The organism is Streptomyces sp. NPDC048338, from assembly GCF_043201055.1.
In the GTDB taxonomy this organism is placed as follows: domain Bacteria; phylum Actinomycetota; class Actinomycetes; order Streptomycetales; family Streptomycetaceae; genus Streptomyces.
This window is the reverse complement of sequence record NZ_JBICYQ010000002.1, coordinates 391,146-409,899: the sequence shown is the minus strand read 5'-3', so window position 1 is coordinate 409,899 and position 18,754 is coordinate 391,146. Positions and strand designations below refer to the sequence as shown.

The following is an 18,754-nucleotide window of genomic DNA, read 5'->3' as shown; positions in this document are numbered from 1 at the left end:
TCAGCACTTCCCTTCCGCGTCGGCGAGCTTGTGGGAGCTGACGGACGACTGGTACACGGCGGGCAGGGTCGTCTCCTCGCCGGGCAGGACGACGAACGCCCGGTACGCGACGCCGCCTGCCTGCCAGGTTCCGGAGTATCCGGGATCCCGGTAGAAGCAGGCGACCTTGTGCGAGCGGTTCGCGACGGACACCAGCTTGTCGTCCCAGGCCACGCCGTAGTCCTTGTTGCCCAGGACGCCGTCGGGAAGGACCTCGGCCTGGCTCGTCACGCCTCCGACACCGCGCCCGCTGGGGCCCTGGAAGATGCACACCCGACCGGCCTCGCAACGGTCGAACCCGGTCCGGCAGAGCGACTTCGAAGGGGCGAACTTGTGCGAGGCCACCGTCACCTTCGGCAGCCCGTCGGCGCCCTTGGCCAGGTCGCCGCCGGTGTGCCCGGGCAGCACGGCCTGGATGTCGGTCCCGCCGTACGCCGGGTCGTCGTAGAGGCACGTCCAGGAGGCGGTGTTGTTACGGAACGACAGGAACGTCCGGCCCTTCAGGCTCTCGACCGTGCCGTAGTCGAGCACGGGCCCGTCCTGCGGCGCGAGCGAGACCATCTCGCCCTCGCCGCCGGCCTGCGCGTACAGGCAGAACGTCTTCGCCGGACAGTCGGTGTACGCCGCCTGCGCCGGTCCGGCCTGCGACCACACCAGGCAGGCCGCCAGGAGAACGGCGGCCAGCCCGGCAACGGGCAGTCGGCCGAGTGAACTCTTGATCATGTGCATGGTCGTGACTCTAGAGAACGCCACGCGCGTCACGGCACGCGGATCAGGAGAGCGCGTTCACCCCGAGCGCGAACACGCGGGAGAGCCCGGCCGCGGAGCAGACGGCACCTCACGCCGGTGGGCGGCTCTTCGGCTGTCACGCCTTCATGCTCCGTCCGGGCCACCACTCGCCCGTACGAGCCATGCGCGCGCCCCGGACGGATCACGCCGGGAAGCCGTCGGCGACGGCGCGTGATCGGCTGGGCTCGACTGGCTGCGGAGCCTTGACGGCCGGCCGTTCACCTCAGAAGGAGCCCTCTCGATGTCTTGTCGTCCCATGCCGGCCGTCCTCGGCTGCCTCGTGGTGGGTGCGCTGGTCGCGGTACCGACCCCGGCCGCTCACGCGGCCACGTTGCAGGTGCGCTGCTCGGTCCCGGATCTTGTCGCGGCGATCAACACCGCGAACGCCTCGCCGGGTGCGGACACCCTCCGACTGGCCCCCACGTGCACATACCGGCTGACGGCGCCCCACGCGGCCAGTCCCGGCAACGGCCTGCCTCAGATCCGCAGCAAGATCAGCATCGACGGCCGCGGCGCGACGATCGCGCGCGACACGAGGGCCCCGAAGTTCCGCATCCTCTTCGTCGCCGGGACGGGCGATCTGCGACTCGACCGCGTCACGGTCAAGGGCGGATTCGCCGTCGACTGCCCGTTCTTCGAGGACCAGGTCCCGGGCATCGTCTGCGGCGGTGGCGTCTCCAACACCGGAATGATGAAGGTGACCCGCAGCAAGTTCATCGGCAACACGGCCCGGTCCGACGTGTTCGCCCAGGGCGGCGCCGTCGACAGCCCCGGTACCGGGAGCGTGAGCGAGACCGAAGTGAGTGGCAACCACGTCGTCTACAGCGGGACCGATGCCGGTGGAGGCGCCGCCGGCGCCGCCATCGCGAACGACGGACCGCTGACGGTGACCCGCTCTCGACTGACCGGAAACACCGCGACCGTCACCAAGGACACCCAGAGCACCGCTTTCGGGGCCGGCATCATCAGCTTCGCCGAGACGACCGTCAAGGACACCATCATCAGCAGGAACCGTTCCTACGCCCCAGGCGGGTTCGCACGTGCCGCCGTCTCCAACGGTATTCCGGAACCCGGCCGACTGACCGTGACCGGCGGTGCCATCAAGGACAACACGTCGGACGCCCCGCACGGCACCGCCCAAGGCGGCGGCCTCGCGAACAACGGCCTCATGACCGTGAGCAAGGTGAAGATCAGCGGCAACCGGGCGGTCGCCGAAGACGGCACCGCGCGCGGTGGCGCTGTCCGCGTGGGGCCCTTCGGCACCCTCGACCTGACCGACAACCACATCACGGGCAACACCGTCGACGCGCCGAACGGCACAGCCCAGGGCGCCGGTCTCGACAACCCCGACGGCGGAACCCTGACAGCCACGCGCAACCACGTCCTCCGGAACACGGCCACCGCGAAGAGCGGCACCGCGGAAGGAGGCGGGCTCTACCACGCCGGAGGGTCCACCGGCCTGGGCACCACCACGCTGAAGGGGAACACCATCGCACGTAACCGGGCCGGCGACGGCGGCGGCATCTTCAAGGCTTCCGGCACCCTCACCCTGAACGGCGACATCGTCCGCGACAACCGACCGAACAACTGCAGCCCGAACGGCACCATCCCAGGCTGCACCGGCTGACGACCCCCGAACCTTCCCGGCGCTCCCCCTCAGTCCGCACCACACGACGGCATCTCTTCGTGCTAGCGGAGTCCCCCACACTCGGGTGCCGTCTCCTTGCCCTGGCACCAAGACGCGCCCGCCGCCCCATGGTTCCGAAGCGAAGGGTCGGGCCCAGGGATCATGGCGAACATGGCCACTGAGCATCCCGCCGAGCGCGGCGGTCCCGGGCGCGACCGGTTCGCCGCGTTTTCCGATCGAGCGTCGAACCTCACCAGCTCGCCGCCGTTCTACGCCCTGTGCGTGCTGCTGGTCGTCGGCACGATCGTGCTCCACCTCATGCACCCGCCGCTGTCCTGGCTGATCTTCGCCGGAGATGTCATGACGGCCGTCAACCTTCTCCTGCTCGCCCTGCTGAAGAACACCGAACGGCGTGACACGCACGCCGTCCAGCGCAAGCTGGACGCGATCGCAGCAGCCCTGCTCGAGCAACGCGAGGGCACCAGCCACACAGCGGCTGACGAGCTGAGGCGTGCCATCCGCATGGAGGAGAAGCGTCAAGGGTGAGATCAAGGCCGGGCGGGCCGTCTCTCGTCCCGGGCTCGTCCGATTGGTCGGATCTTCCGGTGGTCGCGCCGCGCGCGGCAGAGCCGAGGTTATGAATGCCTCACCGGACCATCCATGAGCATCAACCTCAGGAGCCACACATCATGCGCCCCCTCAGAGCAGCCTGTCTCGGCGCGGCCAGTGCGCTGGTCGCCCTTCTCGCTTGCGCCCCTGTTGCGGCCGCCTCCGCGACGGGCACCGATTCCGCCCCCGCCAAGGGCAAAGACCGGATCATCACACTCATCGGCAAGCTCGCGGAGCAGTCGCGCTTCCCCGTCAACCCCGGCGGCGCCCCCGCCCAGGGCGATCGGACCGTCGTCCGCTCGATCCTCTTCGACAAGGCCGGCAAGCAGGTCGGCGAGACCGCCGGCACCTGCACCACCACCCGGGTCACCGACGGTGGAGCGGAAGTGTGCGTCGTGACCTACACCCTCCCGGGCGGCCAACTCTCCGTGCAGGGGATGGTCTTCGGCCATCTCATCCCAGGCCCTCCCCCTTCGTTCGACAACGGGATCACCGGCGGCACCGGGGAATACGCCCGGGCCCGTGGCTCGGTCCACGCCGACACGATCGCCACGGGCACGAGGCGCTTCACGATCGACCTCAAGGGCTGACGTGCCCTGCCCCCGCCCGGTGAGATCCGGCGGGGGCTCCTTCGCGTGACGCAGCTGTCAGCGGGGCGATCCCCGACATCGCCGCGTACGGCATGGACGGCATGGACGGCATGGACGACCTCACGGACCTCGATGGCGGCGGCGTCTCTCCCGGCATCCCTCCGGCGTTCGTGGACCCGGTCGGGTTGCGCATGCGGGCCACGCCCACCGGCATGAGGCGAGGGGTTGCTACTTCTCGGGCGTGCCGGGTCCCCCGCCGATCGATTCCTGATAGATGTCCGCGTAGGTGCGTGAGTCCTTGATCAGGTCGTCGCAGAACGCGGCGACATCGGTGCCGATGAGTTCCAGAACCCCCTTGCCCGCGGCGACGCCTTCCTCGAAGAAGTCGACGATCCCGGGGAGCAGAGGCCCGTCGGGCAGATCCACCGGTCCGACCTTGAACAGGTACTTCTGCATCTCCTTGTAGACGATCCGGTAGTCCGGTGGGAGCGCCTTGACCCGAGCCTGGTGCGCCCGCCACTGCTTCTTGCCCTCGATGATGTCCTGGATCCCCATGTCAGCCTCCCAGCCGGCTCAGCTTCCGTGCGACGTTCCTGTTCAACTGCTCGCGCCACCGGTCTCGGTAGGTGCGCGCCCCTTCCCCACCAGCCAGCGCCGTGCAGAAGCCGCGGATGTCGTCGCCGAGGACCTCGTGGACGCTCTGCCCGTCCGCCGCGGTTTCTTCGAGCAGCCCCAGGGCGGCGTCGAGGATCGGCATCAGGTTGCGGCCGGTGAAGTCTCCATGGGGAAGGAGGTGGGCTTTGATCTGACCCCACGCCGCCCGGTAGTCGTCGGGCAGGGCCTCGGCCCGCGCTTCGAACGCCTTCCATTCCCTGGTGAGATCGCTGCCGGTGATGGTCTCCCAGAAGTTCATCTCCCGCCCTCCTTGAGCCTGTCGATGCGTGATGAGACGTACCGCCATTTGGTCCAGAACGTCGCGAGTTCCTCGCGTCCGGCGTCGTTGAGTGCGAAGAACTTGCGCGGTGGGCCGACCCCGGACGGTCGTTTCGTCACCTCGACGAGCTTGTTCCTCTCCAGCCGCAGCAGGATGGTGTACACCGTCCCTTCGACCACGTCGGTGAAGCCGAGCTCGTTCAGCTGACGGGTGATGGCGTACCCGTAGGTCTCCTCCCTGTCGATGATTTCGAGCACGCACCCTTCGAGCGTGCCCTTCAGCATCTCCGTCAGGTCATCCACCGCAAGCCTCCTCGACCCGAACCAGTACTCCGTAGTACCGAGTACCACTACACAGTACCACCGAGTAGTGGAGGCCGCCGGCGATCGGTGAGCGCGGACCGGGCGTGTTCACCGGTTCGATCCTCGGGGCCACTGTGGCGGTGGCCGCACTGCTCGCGTTCCTGTCGCCGGCTCAGCGGGTGACATCACGGCCGGGATGGCGGCGGAACGATCCCGGCTTCGTGGGCGACCACCGCGGCGGCAGCCCGGTTGTCCACTCCCAGCCTCGCCAGGATGGAACTGACATGGGCTTTCGCCGACGCGTACGGCGAGCGCTTCCTGCCGCCGGCGCTGCTCGAGCGGACGGCCGCCGAAGGCCCGCACCTTCCACGACCGACCGCATGGGCCGCGGTCTCACCCGAGCCCGCGGCCGACCCGGCGCGAAGGTCGCCGGGTCTGCGGAGTGCCGGCACGCCTTCGCCGTCGAGATCCCGGGCTTCCTCGAAGCCTCCTCGGTGGGACCGAGGAGGGCACGGAGGAGCGGCGCGGCACGATCGATCAGCCGAAGGCCTTGACCGCCTGGTAGTAGGTCCACGCCGTGCTGTTGCACGTCGTCTTCGTGGCACCGCTGTAGTTGAGGCACACGCGCTTGAGGTCCTCGTACAGGGCGCTGTCCAGTCGGGGCTTGTTGGCGTCGAAGGTGCCGGCGGCCTTGTGGTTGCGGTAGCCGAAGTCGTGCCGGGCGCACGACATCGAGAAGGGGAAGCCGAGAGGGTTGTCCGGCGAGGTGGAGCAGTAGTCGGTCGACCAGTCGAAGGCGTAGGCGGACCAGGCACTCTGATTGGCTCGGGCGGCGGCCCATTGGTTGTAGCTCGACGCGCTCGTCTGCGTCCAACTGGAGAGCACCTGGGGTTTGTCGGCAGGGGCAGCCGTGGCGACAGTGGCGGTGGCGACGGTGGTGACCAGGGCCAGAGCCGAGGCGGACAGGCCGACGGAAAGTCTTTGGTGCATCCCACACCTCCAGGAGACTGCGGCCCACCGACGGGCTGCAGGTACATGACAAGATGATTGACGGGGCAACAGCGTTTGTATAGACCTTGGCGTGCCGACCTTCGCGTGGAGTGAGCGGCGGGACCGGCCCGCAGGGCGTACGGATCGGGCGGAGCGGACAGGCCAGGAGCGTCAGGGCCACACCTCCCGTCGCGGTCGGCCGACGCCAACCGGCCACAGGCCGTCGACCGGCAGGTCGTCGAGGACGTCGGAGTGGCTCTCGGCCGCCGGCTGCTCGGGCTGGTCGGTCAGTTGCGCAAGTCGAGCTCCTTCGGGCCGTAGTGGGCCGCGGTCTCTCCTCTGATCAAGGCCCAGTAGCGGTCCCCGAAGGACCAGTGCCACCACTCCGTGGGGTAGTTCACCAGCCCCGCGGCCGTGAGTACGGTGCCCAGCAGCTTCCGGTTGGCGCGGGCCTCCTCGCTGATGTTCTCGGCGTGGGTGTAGCAGGCGCCCGCGCTCTCCTCCGGGTCCGCGTTCATGCGCGTGCCCAGGTCCAGCTCGTTCCCGTCGACATCCGCGAGGGTGAGGTCGACGGCGGCGCCGGCGCTGTGGGGAGCGATGTCGGGGGGTGACACGTACCTGCTCGCCGCCGAGTGGACCTGCTCGGCGGACCATTCGGGACGAGCGGCTCGCAGCCGGCCGGCGTACTCCTCGAAGTACTCCCGCTGAAGGGAGGGGGGCCGGTACCCCTCGACGAACAGCAGTCGCAGGCCCGCCGGAAGCATGGTCTGTGCCGTGAGCAACCGCTGCAGCACGCCTTCCCGCAGGTGGGCGAAGGCGTCGGCCGGGTCCTGCTTGCGGGTGTCGACGAGAAGCCGGCCGCCGAGGCGGACGTCCACAAGACGTTCGCCGGACTCGGTCACGGGAACGGCGGCGACCGTCGGGTCCGACATCAACACGATCTCTCTCATCGTGCCACCCCTCGTCCGGCCTGCGTGGCCGAGGGGCGCACGCCGGACCACTGACCGGCGCCGCACTCCTCGAAGGCGTACCCGCGTCCCCACGCCTCCGGCGGGGCGAACAGCTCGACGAATACCGCGCGGTCCCGGGCATCGGACTCGCGGAGCACGAGCCGTTCGGTCGGTATCGAGGCGGGCGGCCAGGCGGAGGTTCCGGGTTCGATCATGGCGGGAACCTATCGCACGCCCCGTGGGATCCCTCGGCGGAGAATCCCGACTCCTGCCTGGCGATCTTCTTCCGTCGGTCTGCAACCGGGACCGCTTCGGCACGCGTGTCGATGATCTGAGAAGCAAGAAGCGAGAAGTCGTTGTCCGTGGGGCCGGCGCGGGGTTCGAACCGTCCGGCCGAGAGGATCCGGAGCCGTTCCATGTCCGATGAGATCACCCTTCGTCCTGTCACCGCCGACGATCTCGACCTGTACGAGAGAGAGTTCAGCGGGCCGGACGGCTGGGGCGTCCACCAGTGGTTCGGCTTCCAGCCGACGGCCGACCTGCGCCGCCGCTTCGCGGAGAACGGCCTGCTCGGTCCCGACGGCGGGCTGCTCTCCGTCGCCGAGGGCGACCGGACGGTGGGCCGGGTGAAGTGGTTCCCCGGCACCTGGGGGCCCGCGGACCTGACCAACTGGAGCCTGGCGATCGGCCTGGTGCCCTCCGCCCGCGGCCGGGGCATAGGCACCCGGGCTCAGCAGCTGCTGGTGGAGTACCTCTTCGACCACACCAGGGCCGACCGGATCCAGGCATGGACGGACCATGACAATGTCGCCGAGCAGCGCGCCCTCGAGAAGGCGGGCTTCGTCGAGGAGGGCGTGCTCCGCTCCGCGGTCTGGCGAGGCGGGCAGTGGAACGACCTGGTGATCTACTCCGTGCTCCGCGCGGAGCGGACCGGCGGGACGGCGAAGTGAGCACGGGACGGCGGACGGACGGGGTGGGGCGCGGAATGGACCACGACCAGGTGCTCGAAGCCTTCCGGGCGGAATGCGGGGCCCTCACCGCCGCCGTGGCCGGACTCCCCGAGGCCGAGTGGAACCTCCCGACACGCTGCGCTCCCTGGACCGTACGCGACCTGCTCGGGCACGTGTCCGTGGTGATCGACTGGCTTCCGGCCATGCTGGACGCGCCGGAACCCGGCGAGGCGGAGATCTCCGCGGTGGAGTACTACCGCCCGGACGACCGCTTCTCACCCCGGACCAACGACAAGCGGATCGCGCTGGCCCAGGACCGTGCGGCGGGGCCTGCCGACGGCGCCGCCTTCGCCGAGGACTTCGCCGCGACGTGGCGGCGGGCGGAGCGGCTGTGCCGGGTCCAACCGGCCGGTCGGACCGTACGGACACGCCATGGCGACGCCATGCTCCTGTCGGAGTTCCTCGTCACCCGCGTCGTGGAAGTCGCCGTCCACGGCCTCGACCTGGCCGACGCACTCGGACGCGAAGCCTGGCTCACCCAGGCCGCCGGTGACGCCGTGACGGAGCTGCTCCTCGGCCCGGAGCACGCCCCGGCGGCCGACAAGCTGGAGTGGAGCCGGCCCCGCTTCCTGCGCAAGGCCACCGGCCGGGAGCCACTGGACGAAGCGGAGGCCGCGCGGATCGCCCAACTCGGCATCCGATGGCTCGCCCTGGGCTGACCGACACTCCTGCCCGTGACCCCGCGAAACCGACGCGAGCAGCCCGAACCCGCCGGCGACAGCGCTCCCGCCCCCGAAGACGACGTGGGTGATCAGGTGCGGGAACCAGGAGCAGGAGAGGGGAACTCCCAGGGCTGGTGACGGGGTGAGGCCGTCCCCCGATCTGATGCGAGAGACGGCCTCACCTGTTCAGAAGAGGCGTACGTCGGCGTCCGGGTAGCCGTTGCCGATCCGGGTCCGCGTGGCATAGCCGCCGGCGCCGTCACCCTTGTAGAACCAGAGGTTGCCGTAGTCCGTGCCGGCGACATGGTCGCGAGCGACCAGATCGGGGTAGGTGTCGCCGTCGAGGTCGCCGGGGGCGGCCAGAGCCGTGTAGGTCTGCCAGCCGCTGTCGATCTTCACCTGCGGAGCGTAGCCACCGGTGGCGTCGCCCTTGTGGAGCCAGAGGTCTCCAGCGACGTCCCTGGCGATGAGGTCGGTGCGGACGGGGTCGCCCGCACCGTCGCGGGCAAAGTCGCCGGCGGCCATCAGCTTGTCGTAGCCACCCCACGCCTTGTCGGGGGCGGGAGGAGCGACCGCGATCCCTGCGGGGTCGTAGCCACCGGCGGCCGTGCCGGAGTGACGCCAGAGGTTGCCCTCGCTGCGCCGCACGAGCAGGTCGGGATGGCCGTCGCCGTCGGTGTCGCCGGGAGTGAGCACGTCTTCGATGTCCTGAAACCCGCTTCCCACCTTCACGCGGGTGCCGGCGGAGTACCAGCCGGTCGCCGGATCGACCGGGTACTTCCACAGGTCACCGGCCTCGTCCACGGCGACCAGGGTGCTTCCCTGCCGGGAGACGGACCGCATGTCCCGCCAGCCGAATCCGACCTTGCAGGCGCCCTCGAGTCCTCCGCCGGTCTTGCCGGCGTAGCGGAACAGGGCACCGGAGGCGTCGACGCGGAAGACCGCTCCCGTGGCGAGTTCGGCAGGTGAGGCGGGGACGCAGTCCGCCCAGCCGGCGGCGCCACGCAGTTTCGCATGGTCGGAGACGCGTGCGTCGCGAGGCAGCGCATCGCCCTTGACGTTCTTGAAGAACCGAGATGTGGCAAAGATGTAGTCGATCTTCCTCGCGGTTTCCCCGTAGTGAGTCGTCTCACCGGAGCGGCAGCGGGTCAGGTTGTTCTCGACACACTTCTTCGTGGTTTGGGATGCGTCCCTCTGAAAGAATTGCGCATCGGTTTCATCGACCTCGGTCATGCTCCCGTAGGACCCCTGGTCGAAAACCGGGAACCGCTCGTAGAAGGGGTCCGTTCCGGGGTTCCACGGCTGGGTGTTGAAGTCTCCTCCCAGCAGGACCGGAACCCCACCGGCCTGCCAGTTGTCGACCGTGGAACCGAGCTTCTTGGCTTCGGCGTCACGGTAGGTCCCTGCGGTCGTGCCTTCATCGCCCCAATAGAGGTGGACCGAGCAGGCCCACAAGGCCCGGTGCTGCACGTATGCCTTGATGCAGGGACTCTTGATGTTTTCCGTCTCCAGGCGACCCGTCCTGCCGACCGGGTCCTGATAGGTATTCAGGTCCAGATCCGTGTTGGCGGAGTCCCAGCCGTTCTCGTTCGAGGCCAGGACACCCTTGACGAATACGGCCATCCCGTAGCTCGATCTGTCCAGGCAAAGACCTTTCTCATCCCCCTTGGGCTTCGTCTGCGCATAGTTCCCGATATATCCCCGCGGTGCCAGCTTCCCCATGATGCTGTTGTACTGGTACTCGCAGATCTCCTGAACGAATACGACGTCCGCCTTCCAGCCGGGCGACGTCGATCCAGGCAATGTCGAATCCGTCTCCTCGACGACCTCGTCCACCCGAAGGCCGCCGTCATCGGCCGCCACGCAGGCGCTCCCACATATGTTGTAGGTGGAGAACCGGAGGGGCGGTGCCGTGCCGGGCTCCACAACGTCTGCGGCGCGTGCGGTCGGTGCGACGGTGGCACTGGCGACGAGCAGGAAGACCAGGCTCCCCAACATGGCCAAGCCTGACTTGAGTGTTCTCACATGACTCCTTGTACAGCCCGGCAAGAGCCGGGAAGTGGATCAGCCCAAACCATGACCATGGAGTCGATCAAAAGGTTGTACCGCTCAGTCAACTCTCAACCCTCGCCCGGGGTGTTCGAGCCCGCGACTGAGCGGCTCACGAGTCGGGGAGGCCAACGTCTTCGCCCAGCCGTCCGGGACCGGGTTGTTCCACCGTCACCCGGGATCGGACGGGATCGTCCACCGCCGCACCGTCTCCTCCTCGACGGTGAGCCACGTCCCGTCACCGAGCGGCACGGCGGCGACCCCTGGCGGCCGCGGGTAGTCGAGTGCGGCGAGGGGCCTGAGGGTGTGGGCGTCGAGGAGGAGATGGGTGACCTCCTCCGCCCACTGCTCCTCGGCCGTCACGACGAGGATCCGCTCGTCGTCGACGAAGCCCGGGGTGCAGCCGACGAACACCCGATCCTCGGGCAGTACGTCGCCGGCTTCGATCCGGACGTCCTCGGCGCCTTCCTGCGTGCGGCAGAGGTAGCCGCCGCCGACGTCCGGGGTGGAGCGGCTGGGCCGGTGGAACTGCCGCAGGTGGGTGGTGTTCTGCTCCGCGTGCCCGCCGGGGCCCCGGTCCGACCGGCCAGAAGCTCCAGCTCCCCACCGACCGTCCGCCCCCACCTCTCGGTCGGCCTGGCCGCTCGGGCACCTCGTCCGCGTGGTGCGCCGCGCCGGCGCCTACCCGACGCGCGAAGGTTCAGATGCCGCTCATAGGGTGGCCTGTTGTTTCTGTGACGTGGGAGGGGATCCAGAAGTGAGACCGATGAACGGGAGACGGCGTGGGCGGTGGGCAGGGGCAGTGGCCTCGGGTCTGCTGTCGGTGGGGCTGCTTGCGCAGCCGGCCCAGGCCGCCGATGTGCCGAACGGCTCGGTGGTCGGCGCGACCATCACCACGAAGGCACCCGAGGCCCACTGGACCCTGGCCTCCACGGAGTCGACCGCGGTGCAGGACCTCCACCGGACGAGACTGGGGGCCTACGCCGACCAGGCCGAGGCGCGCGGCATCCCGAGGCGGAGCGTCACGAACGTGCTGGGCGACCTGAACGCGACGGCCCGCCCACTCTGCCACCCGACCCATGCGTCCGGAGCTCAGGGGTTCTGCTGGAACGACACCTACGGCGACGACACGGGGACGCAGTGGGTGCCGCAGGGCATCGCCGGATCGGGCGAGTCCGCGGCCAACCAGCAGATCGTGAGCGGACGCCGCGTCGTGGTGGCCAGTTGGTCCAACTGGCTGACGCATCCGTCGTATCCCGGTCAGCCCAACCAGTTGATGCGGGTCACGTTCACCGACGTGACCGACCCCGGGAAGGTCAGCTACCGTCACGCCCTGCTCGTGACCCCCACCGCCACGGGCTTCGAGCAGCTGCGCGGCCACGCCGATTCCGTGACCTGGTATCGCAACTACTTGTACGTCTCCACCGGCGCCGGGCTCGCCGTCTTCGACCTGAACCGCATCTGGCTCATGGACGAGAGCGTCGGGAGTGTCGGCGCGTCGAACGGTGTGTACGGGGCGGCCTGGCACAAGTACGCGCTGCCGCAGGTGAACCGCTACCAGCACACGTTCGACAACCCCGACAAGACGCCGCAGGACGACCCGAGGAGCTGCGGCACTCGGGCGACGCACAACCCGCCGCCGTGCTTCGCGGGCATCTCGCTCGACGACAGCGGCGCCCGTCCTGCGCTGGTGACCACCGAGGTCGCCGGGGTGCCCGCCGGTCAGCAGCAGTCGTTCAACACCTTCGGTGCGATCGTGCGCTGGACGCTGGACCCGACGACCGGCCTCCTGGCCACGGGAACGGACGGCGTCGCCCGGCCCGAGGCGGCCTACACCTCTACCGTCAGTGGCGCTCAGGGAATCGCGATGAACCGCGGTCGGGTCGTCGTCTCGGCGCCCTGCCCCGAGTACATCGAGGGGAAGACGGAGATTCCGACCTGCCTCTACCACGCGTGGCCCGGTGAGCCGGTGCGCCTGTGGACCCGGACGGGCGTCTACGGCGAGAACGTCATGTACTGGCCCGCTACGGACGAGATGTGGACCCTGAACGAGAAGCCCGGCGACCGCACGGTCTTCCGCATCGGGTGGCCGAAGCCGGCCGTGCCCGTGCGGTCCCTGTCGGGCGCCTGGGGTGACCTGACGGGTGACGGTATGCCCGACCTGCTCGCCGTCCGGCCGAACGCCGGGACGGGCAGCGGCCCGGGCAACGGCAATCTGGTCCTCTACCCCGGGGCTCCGAGTGGTGTCGGAGTCCGGAAGTCCGTCGGCGCGAGCTGGGACTCGATACGCCTGCTGACGGGCGTCGGACGGCTGGACGGTGACGCGTGGCCGGACTTCCTCGCCGTCGACGGCAACGGGGATCTGTGGCGCTACCCCGGCATGCAGAGCGGGCTCGGCACCCGGGTCCAGCTCTCCGGCGGTTGGGGTGTCGTCTCGTCCATGTCCGGCGTCGGTGACCTCACCGGCGACGGCCTGCCGGACCTCATGGCCGTGTGGAACACCGGTGACGCCTACCTCTACCCCGGCACATCCGGCGGGGGCCTCGGCACCAGTACCAAGATCGGCACGAGCTGGAACACCATGCGGCTCCACACCGGGGCGGGCGACCTCGACGGGGACTCCCGGCCCGATGTCCTCGCGGTGGACGGCCAGGGCGTGTTGTGGCTCTACCCCGGTTCGCAGAGCGGGCTCGGGCCGCGTGTCCAGCTCTCCACCGGCTGGGGCGGGGTCAGCGCGATGACCGGGGCCGGTGACCTCACCGGCGACAACCGACCCGACGTGCTCGCGGTGTGGAGCGACGGCAGCGCCCACCTCTACCCCGGCACGTCGGGCGGAGGGCTCGGCCCGAGCACATCCGTGAACCTCGGCTGGGGAACCGCCTGAGAGAGAGGCCGGGTCTTCCTCGCGGTTCGGCGCAGAGGGATCTCGACGAGGTGAGGGGGCGGTCCCGCGCACGTGCGAAGGGAGCGTGGGACCGCCACCCCGCGCCGTCCTGTCGAGTCGGGCGGACCGGGAACGTACGCGTCTCGGGCGATGAACACATGCCGGGCATCGCGGGCGAGTGAGTCGGTCCCCCGGCGAGGCCGGTCACGCGCGTACGCGGGTCACCCGCAGTTCATCCTCGTGGGCAGCGGCCAGTACGGGGCCGGCCTTCTTGAGGACATGGCGCCAGGAGACGACATGGGGCCTGCGGCGAAGGAGCGCTCGGCGTTCGCGTTCGGTCATGCCGCCCCAGACGCCGAACTCGATCCGGTTGTCCAACGCTTCCGCCAGGCAGTCGATACGCGCGACGCAGTCGTTGCACACGCTCTTGGCACGCTTCTGGTCCGAACTCGGGCCGAACAAGTCTTCCGGGTCGGCTGTCCGGCAGTTCGCCTCCTCGGACCAGTGGTCGTTCTTCTCCACAGTGTCTGTCCTCCCCGTCGGGTCCGTGCCCCCTCCTGGCCGCGAGCCTATGCCGTTCGATGGGCTGCCTGGACGGTCCGTCAATCTCTCACAGGACCACGAGGGTTCTCCCGCCGGGCGCACGGGGGGCCCGGACCCTGCCGCGGGGCGGTACCGGCGAGGGTGGTGCATCCCGGCACGGCCTCACCCGCACAGGTGCGGCGAGGGGCATCCGGCGGCAACACCGCTCCTCCGAAGGAGCGTGGCTGTCGTGGCCGACGGGCCGGTCCATCCCCCGGTCCAGACCGTGGACGCCGAGCGGCTCGCCGCAGATCCGGCAGCCGACCAGGCCGAGCAGGCAACCCCCACCGCGCGCCTGAACCAGCACCGCCAGGAAGAGAAGTGGCTGGTCAGCGCCCTTGAGTCCCTGCCGGTACCGGAAGGCGTCAGGACGTCCTCACCGGCAGCCGACCAGTCGGCGGAGGTCGCCGTCCCGGCTGCTGACCCGCGAGATGCTCCGGCCGTGCCGCGGCCACGGACGGAGCGGACCGCGAGCAGCGCGGCCCCGGCGAAGGAGACCACCGCGTCGAGGCGCATGCCGAGGAAGGCGGCGGCCGGGACCGCTCCGGCGAAGAGGAAGGCGGGGAGGAAGACCGCGCCCGCGAAGAAGGCGGAACCTGCCAAGGCGGGGCCGAGAAGACCGTCAAGTCGCAAGGCGAGAGTGAACGTTCATCGTTCCGTGTCCGTATCCCTGGGAGACCTGTTGGCAGGGGTGCCGGGGGCACCGGCATCCGCAGCGGGGGTCGGCGGTATCTCCGAGGAGAGGTCCGACGGCCGCCGCAGGAGACAGAGGACGTCATGACACGCAGACGAGCCAAGGGAAAGTACCGCGCGTTCCGCATCGCCGGAGTGGGCGTGGTCGGCGCCGGAGTGATCGCCGGCACCCTCGCCGCGGCCGGCGCTTTCGCCGGGCAGAGCGGCGAACAGACCAGCGCCGCCGGCGCGCAGAGCATCGTCTGCCCGTCCGTCGAAGGGCTGCCGGAGATACCGCCCGCGGCGCGGGACGAGGTCACGAGGAATCTGGAGCTGCTGGACAAACAGGTCGCGGAGGCCAACTCCCGCTTGGCGCGGTCTCGGGGCGAGGGCGGCCCGAACTTCGTGCAGAACGCGATCCTCGGACCGCTGGAGGACAAGCGAACGGCTGCCCTGGACCGTATCGAGACGGCCATCGGCCGTGTCGCCGAGAAGCCCGAGGGGCTGGAGAGGTTCGCGCGCTGCGGGCTCGGAAGCGGTGCCGAGCAGGGCGAACCCGAGGGCGGGACCGAGGGCGGAGACCAGGAGGAGGCCCAGGGTGAGACCGGGGCGGGCGGTGCTTCCGCCGTCGACTGCCCGGACGTGGCGAGCAGGTTGCCGAGCGAGATCCCGGTCGGCGCGCGAGGCCAGGTCGACCGTGAACTCGCGGCGCTCGCACGGGAGATCGGCGCCGCCGATGACCGGCTGGCCCGTTCCCGGGGTGAGGGCGGTCCGAACTTCGTCGACAACGCCATCCTCGGTCCGCTCGGCAACAAGAGAAAGGCGGTGATCGACCGCATCGAGATCGCGATCAGCCGGGAGGGCGGCGCACCTCCGGCGGGCCTCGACGAGCTGGCAGAGTGCCGGTTGAAGGGCTGATCCGTGAAGCCTCGCGTCGAGGGCGCCGCGGGGGTCAGCGCGTCGGCCGGCGACGCCTGCGCCGGCTCGATGGCGCCTCCACGGCGGCTGAGCTCGCCGGCGCCTCGGATACCCCCGGACTCCCCTGTCATAGGCCGGCCGTAGCCTGTCGCCATGCGGACAACACTGATGATCTACGACGGCACCGCACCGGCCGACTCCGACGTCCCTCGTACCGGGGGTGTGCCGCTGGCTCCAGCAGGATTCGCCTGGCCCCTGTGCGGCTCCTGCTGCGGAGAGCCGCTGCAGTTCTTCGCCCATCTCCCCGTCGAGTACGGCGTCCTGTCGGTGTTCGTGTGCCAGAACGACCCCGGCGCATGTGAGTTCTGGGACGCGACTTCCGGTGCGAACCGGGTGTACCTGTTCCCCCGGGAGGAGCTGCGGCCGGTAGCTGTGCCCGAGACGGGGCTGACGCTGTTGCCCGCCACCTCAGCCATCCGAACCCACGTCGTGACGCTCGACCCCGGCGTGGACGACGACCCCGGCGTGGACGACGACCCCGACGACCTCGCGCCTGACGCGTACGACCTTGCCCGCTCGGGATGGAAGCGGGAGCCCGAAGAGCGATTCGGGAAGCAACGCGAAGTGCTCGGGTCACTCGGAGGCAGCCCTTCCTACCTTGAGGACGACCGAGTGCCCACATGCCCCTCCTGTGCCGGCACGACGGAATTCGCCGCCCATCTGGAGGAAGGGATCTCCGCGCGGACCGCGATGAACCTCGGTGGCCAGCTCGGCTATGTCTTCGTCTGCCGTGCTTGCCGCGCAGGCGCCTTCCTGACGGACTGAGCGCACCGCATCGCGGCCGACGCTCCGTCAGCCGCCGTCCAGGGCATGGTCGAACTGAACCTGAAGACCACGCACTCGGGCGTTCCCGGGGTGGTCCGCGTACGAAGGTCGCGTCCGGATGGAGATGATCGTCGCCTTCTCCGTCTCAGCGCAGCTGCTCGGCGAGTCCGACGATGATGCCCTCCGGGCCGCGGAGGTAGCAGAGCAGGTAGCTGTCCTCGAACCGGGCGATCTCGCCCACGAGCTCGGCGCCGTGAGGACGCAGGCGGGCGACGGTGTCCTCGAGGTCGTCGACGGCGAACATGACGCGGTGGGTGCCCAGAACGTTGTGCGGCCGGTTGCGCGGCCCGGCGCTGATCGCCGCGGGGCTGCGGTACTTCGCCAGCTCGAGCCGGCTGTGACCGTCCGGGGTCCGGACCATCGCGATGTCGCAGTGGACGCCGTCGAGGCCGGTGCACCGGTCGGCGACGAGGCCCTGGACCTCCGCCCTGCCCTCCAGCTCCATACCGAGTTCCACGAAGAACGCGATGGCGGCCTCCATGTCCTCGACGACGATGCCGACGTTGTCCATCCGCTGAATCGCCATGCCGGTCTCTCCCTGTTCCTGATGCGGTCGGTGGTGGCCGCTGATGTCCCTGGGACGGAGCCGGTGGCACGTTCTCGACATCCTCGGACCGACGAACTCCGAACAGTCTGGCTCCCGCCTCGGCACCGCTGCGGCAGACTCGCGAGGCAGGCGCCACCACCCTCCGGCACCTGCGCACGGCCGGCCCTGCCGGGTGCCTCCGCCGGGTGCGCGCCTGGGGTCCCGTCGGCGGGTCCGGCCCGTGCACGTGACCACTCCCCCGCGGGCCGGGGCCGTGCCGTCGGTCCCCGGAACCCGCCCCGGGGCTGCCGGGGCGGGTTCCGGGGACTCATGGCGCGTTCGGGTCAGCCGGCGGTCGTCTCCCGGTGGGCGCGGATGATGTCCGCGTACCGGTGTCCGCTCGTCTTCACGGTCCGCCTCTGCGTCGCGTAGTCGACGTGGACGAGGCCGAAGCGCTTGTCGTAGCCGTAGGCCCACTCGAAGTTGTCGAGCAGGGACCAGGCGTAGTAGCCGGCGAGCGGGGCGCCCTTGCGCAGGGCGCGGGCGCAGGCCGCGAGGTGCTGCTCCAGGTAGTGGGTGCGCTCCGGGTCGTGGACGGCGCCGTCGGGGCCGGCGGTGTCGGGGAAGGCGGAGCCGTTCTCGGTGACGTAGAGCTTCCGCACGCCGTAGTCCTCGGTGAGCCGCAGCAGGAAGGACTCCAGGCCGCCCGCGTCGATCTGCCAGTCCATGCCGGTGCGGGGCACGTCGGGGAGGCGCACCTCGCGCGCGTACGGGACCGGGCCCGACGGGTCGTCGGTGACGGTGACCGGGAAGTAGTAGTTGAGGCCGTGCCAGTCGAGCGGTGCGGCGATGGTCTCCAGGTCGCCCGGCTTCTCGGGGAGTTCCACCCCGTACAGCTCGCGCATGTCGGTGGGGAAGCCGCGGCCGTAGACCGGGTCGAGCCACCAGCGGTTGGTGTGACCGTCCGCGCGGGCGGCGGCCGCGATGTCCTCGGGCCGGGTGGAGGCCGCCTCGACGGTGGAGTGGTTGGTGACCAGGCCGATCTGGGCCCCGGGGGCGGCGGCACGGATGGCCTGGGTGGCGAGGCCGTGGCCGAGGAGGAGGTGGTACGAGGCGCGGACGGCGGCCGTGAGGTCGCTCAGGCCGGGGGCCATCCGGCCTTCGAGATGGCCGATCCAGCCCGAGCAGAGCGGCTCGTTGAGGGTGGCCCACTGGGTGACCCGGTCGCCGAGGCGTTCGGCGACGACGGAGGCGTACGCGGCGAGGTGTTCGGCGGTGGCGCGCTCGGTCCAGCCTCCGTGGCTGTCCTGGACCCGGTCCTGGAGGGCCTGTGGGAGGTCCCAGTGGTAAAGCGTGACGGAGGGGTGGATCCCGGCGTCGAGGAGAGCGTCGACCAGCCGGTCGTAGAAGTCGAGCCCCGCGGCGTTGACGGGGCCGTCGCCGCCGGGGAGGACGCGTGGCCAGGCGATGGACAGCCGGTAGGCGTCGGTGCCGAAGCCCTTCATCAGGGCGATGTCCTCGGGCCAGCGGTGGTAGTGGTCGCAGGCGGTGTCGCCGTGGTCGCCGTTGTCGATGGCGCCGGGGACGCGGGAGAAGGTGTCCCAGATGGACGGGGCCCGGCCGTCCTCGGCCACGGCGCCCTCGATCTGGTAGGCGGAGGTCGCCGTGCCCCAGGTGAAGTTCGGAGGGAAGGCCTCCAGGTCGAGCGGGGTGGCGGAGTCGGTGGATTCGGACAC

General features: G+C 70.1%; 19 protein-coding genes and 1 pseudogene. 8 read left to right on the top strand and 12 right to left on the bottom strand.

Features of this window, described 5'->3' with window-relative positions; genetic code table 11:
- Positions 1-768 (bottom strand): peptidase inhibitor family I36 protein, encoded by a 768-nt coding sequence (locus tag ACGFZF_RS06400; RefSeq protein ID WP_393551391.1) that lies wholly within the window; start codon positions 766-768, stop codon positions 1-3.
- A 301-nt stretch (positions 769-1,069) separates the two neighbouring features.
- On the opposite strand from ACGFZF_RS06400, the gene ACGFZF_RS06395 reads away from it, so the two are divergent.
- The 3 genes from ACGFZF_RS06395 (at position 1,070) to ACGFZF_RS06385 (ending at position 3,654) form a co-directional block, all read left to right on the top strand.
- Positions 1,070-2,455: a hypothetical protein gene (locus tag ACGFZF_RS06395; protein ID WP_393551389.1), complete on the top strand. Its 1,386-nt coding sequence runs from the start codon at positions 1,070-1,072 to the stop codon at positions 2,453-2,455.
- Between the two features lie 171 nt (positions 2,456-2,626).
- Complete coding sequence (locus tag ACGFZF_RS06390; protein WP_393551387.1) at positions 2,627-3,001, top strand: hypothetical protein; 375 nt, start codon at positions 2,627-2,629, stop codon at positions 2,999-3,001.
- 143 nt (positions 3,002-3,144) lie between these two features.
- Entirely contained in the window at positions 3,145-3,654 is a 510-nt protein-coding gene (locus tag ACGFZF_RS06385; protein WP_393551385.1) for a hypothetical protein, read from the top strand.
- A 228-nt stretch (positions 3,655-3,882) separates the two neighbouring features.
- On the opposite strand, the gene ACGFZF_RS06380 is transcribed toward ACGFZF_RS06385, so the two are convergent.
- The 6 genes and pseudogenes from ACGFZF_RS06380 to ACGFZF_RS06355 all read right to left on the bottom strand — a co-directional run.
- Positions 3,883-4,209, bottom strand: coding sequence for a DUF1048 domain-containing protein (locus tag ACGFZF_RS06380; protein ID WP_393551383.1), 327 nt, complete (start codon positions 4,207-4,209; stop codon positions 3,883-3,885).
- 1 nt (position 4,210) lies between these two features.
- Complete coding sequence (locus ACGFZF_RS06375; protein ID WP_393551382.1) at positions 4,211-4,567, bottom strand: DUF1048 domain-containing protein; 357 nt, start codon at positions 4,565-4,567, stop codon at positions 4,211-4,213.
- Complete coding sequence (locus ACGFZF_RS06370; RefSeq protein WP_393551380.1) at positions 4,564-4,890, bottom strand: PadR family transcriptional regulator; 327 nt, start codon at positions 4,888-4,890, stop codon at positions 4,564-4,566. Before ACGFZF_RS06370 ends, ACGFZF_RS06375 begins: the two co-directional genes overlap by 4 nt.
- A 537-nt stretch (positions 4,891-5,427) precedes the next feature.
- Positions 5,428-5,880 (bottom strand): phospholipase, encoded by a 453-nt coding sequence (locus tag ACGFZF_RS06365; RefSeq protein WP_393551378.1) that lies wholly within the window; start codon positions 5,878-5,880, stop codon positions 5,428-5,430.
- 287 nt (positions 5,881-6,167) lie between these two features.
- Positions 6,168-6,830 (bottom strand): M15 family metallopeptidase, encoded by a 663-nt coding sequence (locus ACGFZF_RS06360; RefSeq protein ID WP_393551376.1) that lies wholly within the window; start codon positions 6,828-6,830, stop codon positions 6,168-6,170.
- A gap of 95 nt (positions 6,831-6,925) precedes the next feature.
- Positions 6,926-7,045 (bottom strand): annotated as a pseudogene (locus ACGFZF_RS06355) (GNAT family N-acetyltransferase); the annotation flags it as partial.
- A gap of 201 nt (positions 7,046-7,246) precedes the next feature.
- Between ACGFZF_RS06355 and ACGFZF_RS06350 the strand changes: the two are divergent.
- A complete protein-coding gene (locus tag ACGFZF_RS06350) occupies positions 7,247-7,780 on the top strand; it encodes a GNAT family N-acetyltransferase (RefSeq protein ID WP_393551374.1) in 534 nt (177 codons plus the stop codon).
- A gap of 35 nt (positions 7,781-7,815) precedes the next feature.
- Entirely contained in the window at positions 7,816-8,499 is a 684-nt protein-coding gene (locus ACGFZF_RS06345; RefSeq protein ID WP_393551371.1) for a maleylpyruvate isomerase family mycothiol-dependent enzyme, read from the top strand.
- 189 nt (positions 8,500-8,688) lie between these two features.
- Here ACGFZF_RS06345 and ACGFZF_RS06340 read toward each other — a convergent pair whose 3' ends face one another.
- Together ACGFZF_RS06340 and ACGFZF_RS06335 are read right to left on the bottom strand one after the other, a co-directional pair.
- The gene (locus tag ACGFZF_RS06340; RefSeq protein WP_393551369.1) at positions 8,689-10,527 is read right to left on the bottom strand and encodes an endonuclease/exonuclease/phosphatase family protein; all 1,839 of its coding nucleotides are present in this window, start codon (positions 10,525-10,527) and stop codon (positions 8,689-8,691) included.
- 195 nt (positions 10,528-10,722) lie between these two features.
- Positions 10,723-11,175: a hypothetical protein gene (locus ACGFZF_RS06335; protein ID WP_393551367.1), complete on the bottom strand. Its 453-nt coding sequence runs from the start codon at positions 11,173-11,175 to the stop codon at positions 10,723-10,725.
- A gap of 178 nt (positions 11,176-11,353) precedes the next feature.
- Here ACGFZF_RS06335 and ACGFZF_RS06330 point away from each other — a divergent pair, with 178 nt between their 5' ends.
- The gene (locus ACGFZF_RS06330; RefSeq protein ID WP_393551365.1) at positions 11,354-13,435 is read left to right on the top strand and encodes an FG-GAP repeat domain-containing protein; all 2,082 of its coding nucleotides are present in this window, start codon (positions 11,354-11,356) and stop codon (positions 13,433-13,435) included.
- A gap of 204 nt (positions 13,436-13,639) precedes the next feature.
- On the opposite strand, the gene ACGFZF_RS06325 is transcribed toward ACGFZF_RS06330, so the two are convergent.
- Complete coding sequence (locus tag ACGFZF_RS06325) at positions 13,640-13,957, bottom strand: WhiB family transcriptional regulator (protein WP_393551363.1); 318 nt, start codon at positions 13,955-13,957, stop codon at positions 13,640-13,642.
- A gap of 837 nt (positions 13,958-14,794) precedes the next feature.
- Here ACGFZF_RS06325 and ACGFZF_RS06320 point away from each other — a divergent pair.
- Positions 14,795-15,607 carry a hypothetical protein gene (locus ACGFZF_RS06320; protein WP_393551362.1) on the top strand — a complete coding sequence of 271 codons (813 nt, stop codon included), beginning with the start codon at positions 14,795-14,797 and terminating at the stop codon, positions 15,605-15,607.
- A 168-nt stretch (positions 15,608-15,775) separates the two neighbouring features.
- Entirely contained in the window at positions 15,776-16,432 is a 657-nt protein-coding gene (locus tag ACGFZF_RS06315) for a hypothetical protein (RefSeq protein ID WP_393551361.1), read from the top strand.
- Between the two features lie 145 nt (positions 16,433-16,577).
- Here the strand turns inward: ACGFZF_RS06315 and ACGFZF_RS06310 are convergent, their stop codons facing one another.
- Together ACGFZF_RS06310 and ACGFZF_RS06305 are read right to left on the bottom strand one after the other, a co-directional pair.
- A complete protein-coding gene (locus ACGFZF_RS06310; RefSeq protein WP_393551360.1) occupies positions 16,578-17,018 on the bottom strand; it encodes a VOC family protein in 441 nt (146 codons plus the stop codon).
- 344 nt (positions 17,019-17,362) lie between these two features.
- Positions 17,363-18,754, bottom strand: coding sequence for a GH1 family beta-glucosidase (locus tag ACGFZF_RS06305; RefSeq protein ID WP_393551359.1), 1,392 nt, complete (start codon positions 18,752-18,754; stop codon positions 17,363-17,365).

What these genes read in the sequence shown, in the direction of transcription:
- ACGFZF_RS06400 (WP_393551391.1), bottom strand. Translation starts at nt 768, where the DNA reads ATGCACATGATCAAGAGTTCACTCGGCCGACTGCCCGTTGCCGGGCTG.
- ACGFZF_RS06395 (WP_393551389.1), top strand. Translation starts at nt 1,070, where the DNA reads ATGTCTTGTCGTCCCATGCCGGCCGTCCTCGGCTGCCTCGTGGTGGGT.
- ACGFZF_RS06390 (WP_393551387.1), top strand. Translation starts at nt 2,627, where the DNA reads ATGGCCACTGAGCATCCCGCCGAGCGCGGCGGTCCCGGGCGCGACCGG.
- ACGFZF_RS06385 (WP_393551385.1), top strand. Translation starts at nt 3,145, where the DNA reads ATGCGCCCCCTCAGAGCAGCCTGTCTCGGCGCGGCCAGTGCGCTGGTC.
- ACGFZF_RS06380 (WP_393551383.1), bottom strand. Translation starts at nt 4,209, where the DNA reads ATGGGGATCCAGGACATCATCGAGGGCAAGAAGCAGTGGCGGGCGCAC.
- ACGFZF_RS06375 (WP_393551382.1), bottom strand. Translation starts at nt 4,567, where the DNA reads ATGAACTTCTGGGAGACCATCACCGGCAGCGATCTCACCAGGGAATGG.
- ACGFZF_RS06365 (WP_393551378.1), bottom strand. Translation starts at nt 5,880, where the DNA reads ATGCACCAAAGACTTTCCGTCGGCCTGTCCGCCTCGGCTCTGGCCCTG.
- ACGFZF_RS06360 (WP_393551376.1), bottom strand. Translation starts at nt 6,830, where the DNA reads ATGAGAGAGATCGTGTTGATGTCGGACCCGACGGTCGCCGCCGTTCCC.
- ACGFZF_RS06350 (WP_393551374.1), top strand. Translation starts at nt 7,247, where the DNA reads ATGTCCGATGAGATCACCCTTCGTCCTGTCACCGCCGACGATCTCGAC.
- ACGFZF_RS06345 (WP_393551371.1), top strand. Translation starts at nt 7,816, where the DNA reads ATGGACCACGACCAGGTGCTCGAAGCCTTCCGGGCGGAATGCGGGGCC.
- ACGFZF_RS06320 (WP_393551362.1), top strand. Translation starts at nt 14,795, where the DNA reads ATGACACGCAGACGAGCCAAGGGAAAGTACCGCGCGTTCCGCATCGCC.
- ACGFZF_RS06315 (WP_393551361.1), top strand. Translation starts at nt 15,776, where the DNA reads ATGATCTACGACGGCACCGCACCGGCCGACTCCGACGTCCCTCGTACC.
- ACGFZF_RS06310 (WP_393551360.1), bottom strand. Translation starts at nt 17,018, where the DNA reads ATGGCGATTCAGCGGATGGACAACGTCGGCATCGTCGTCGAGGACATG.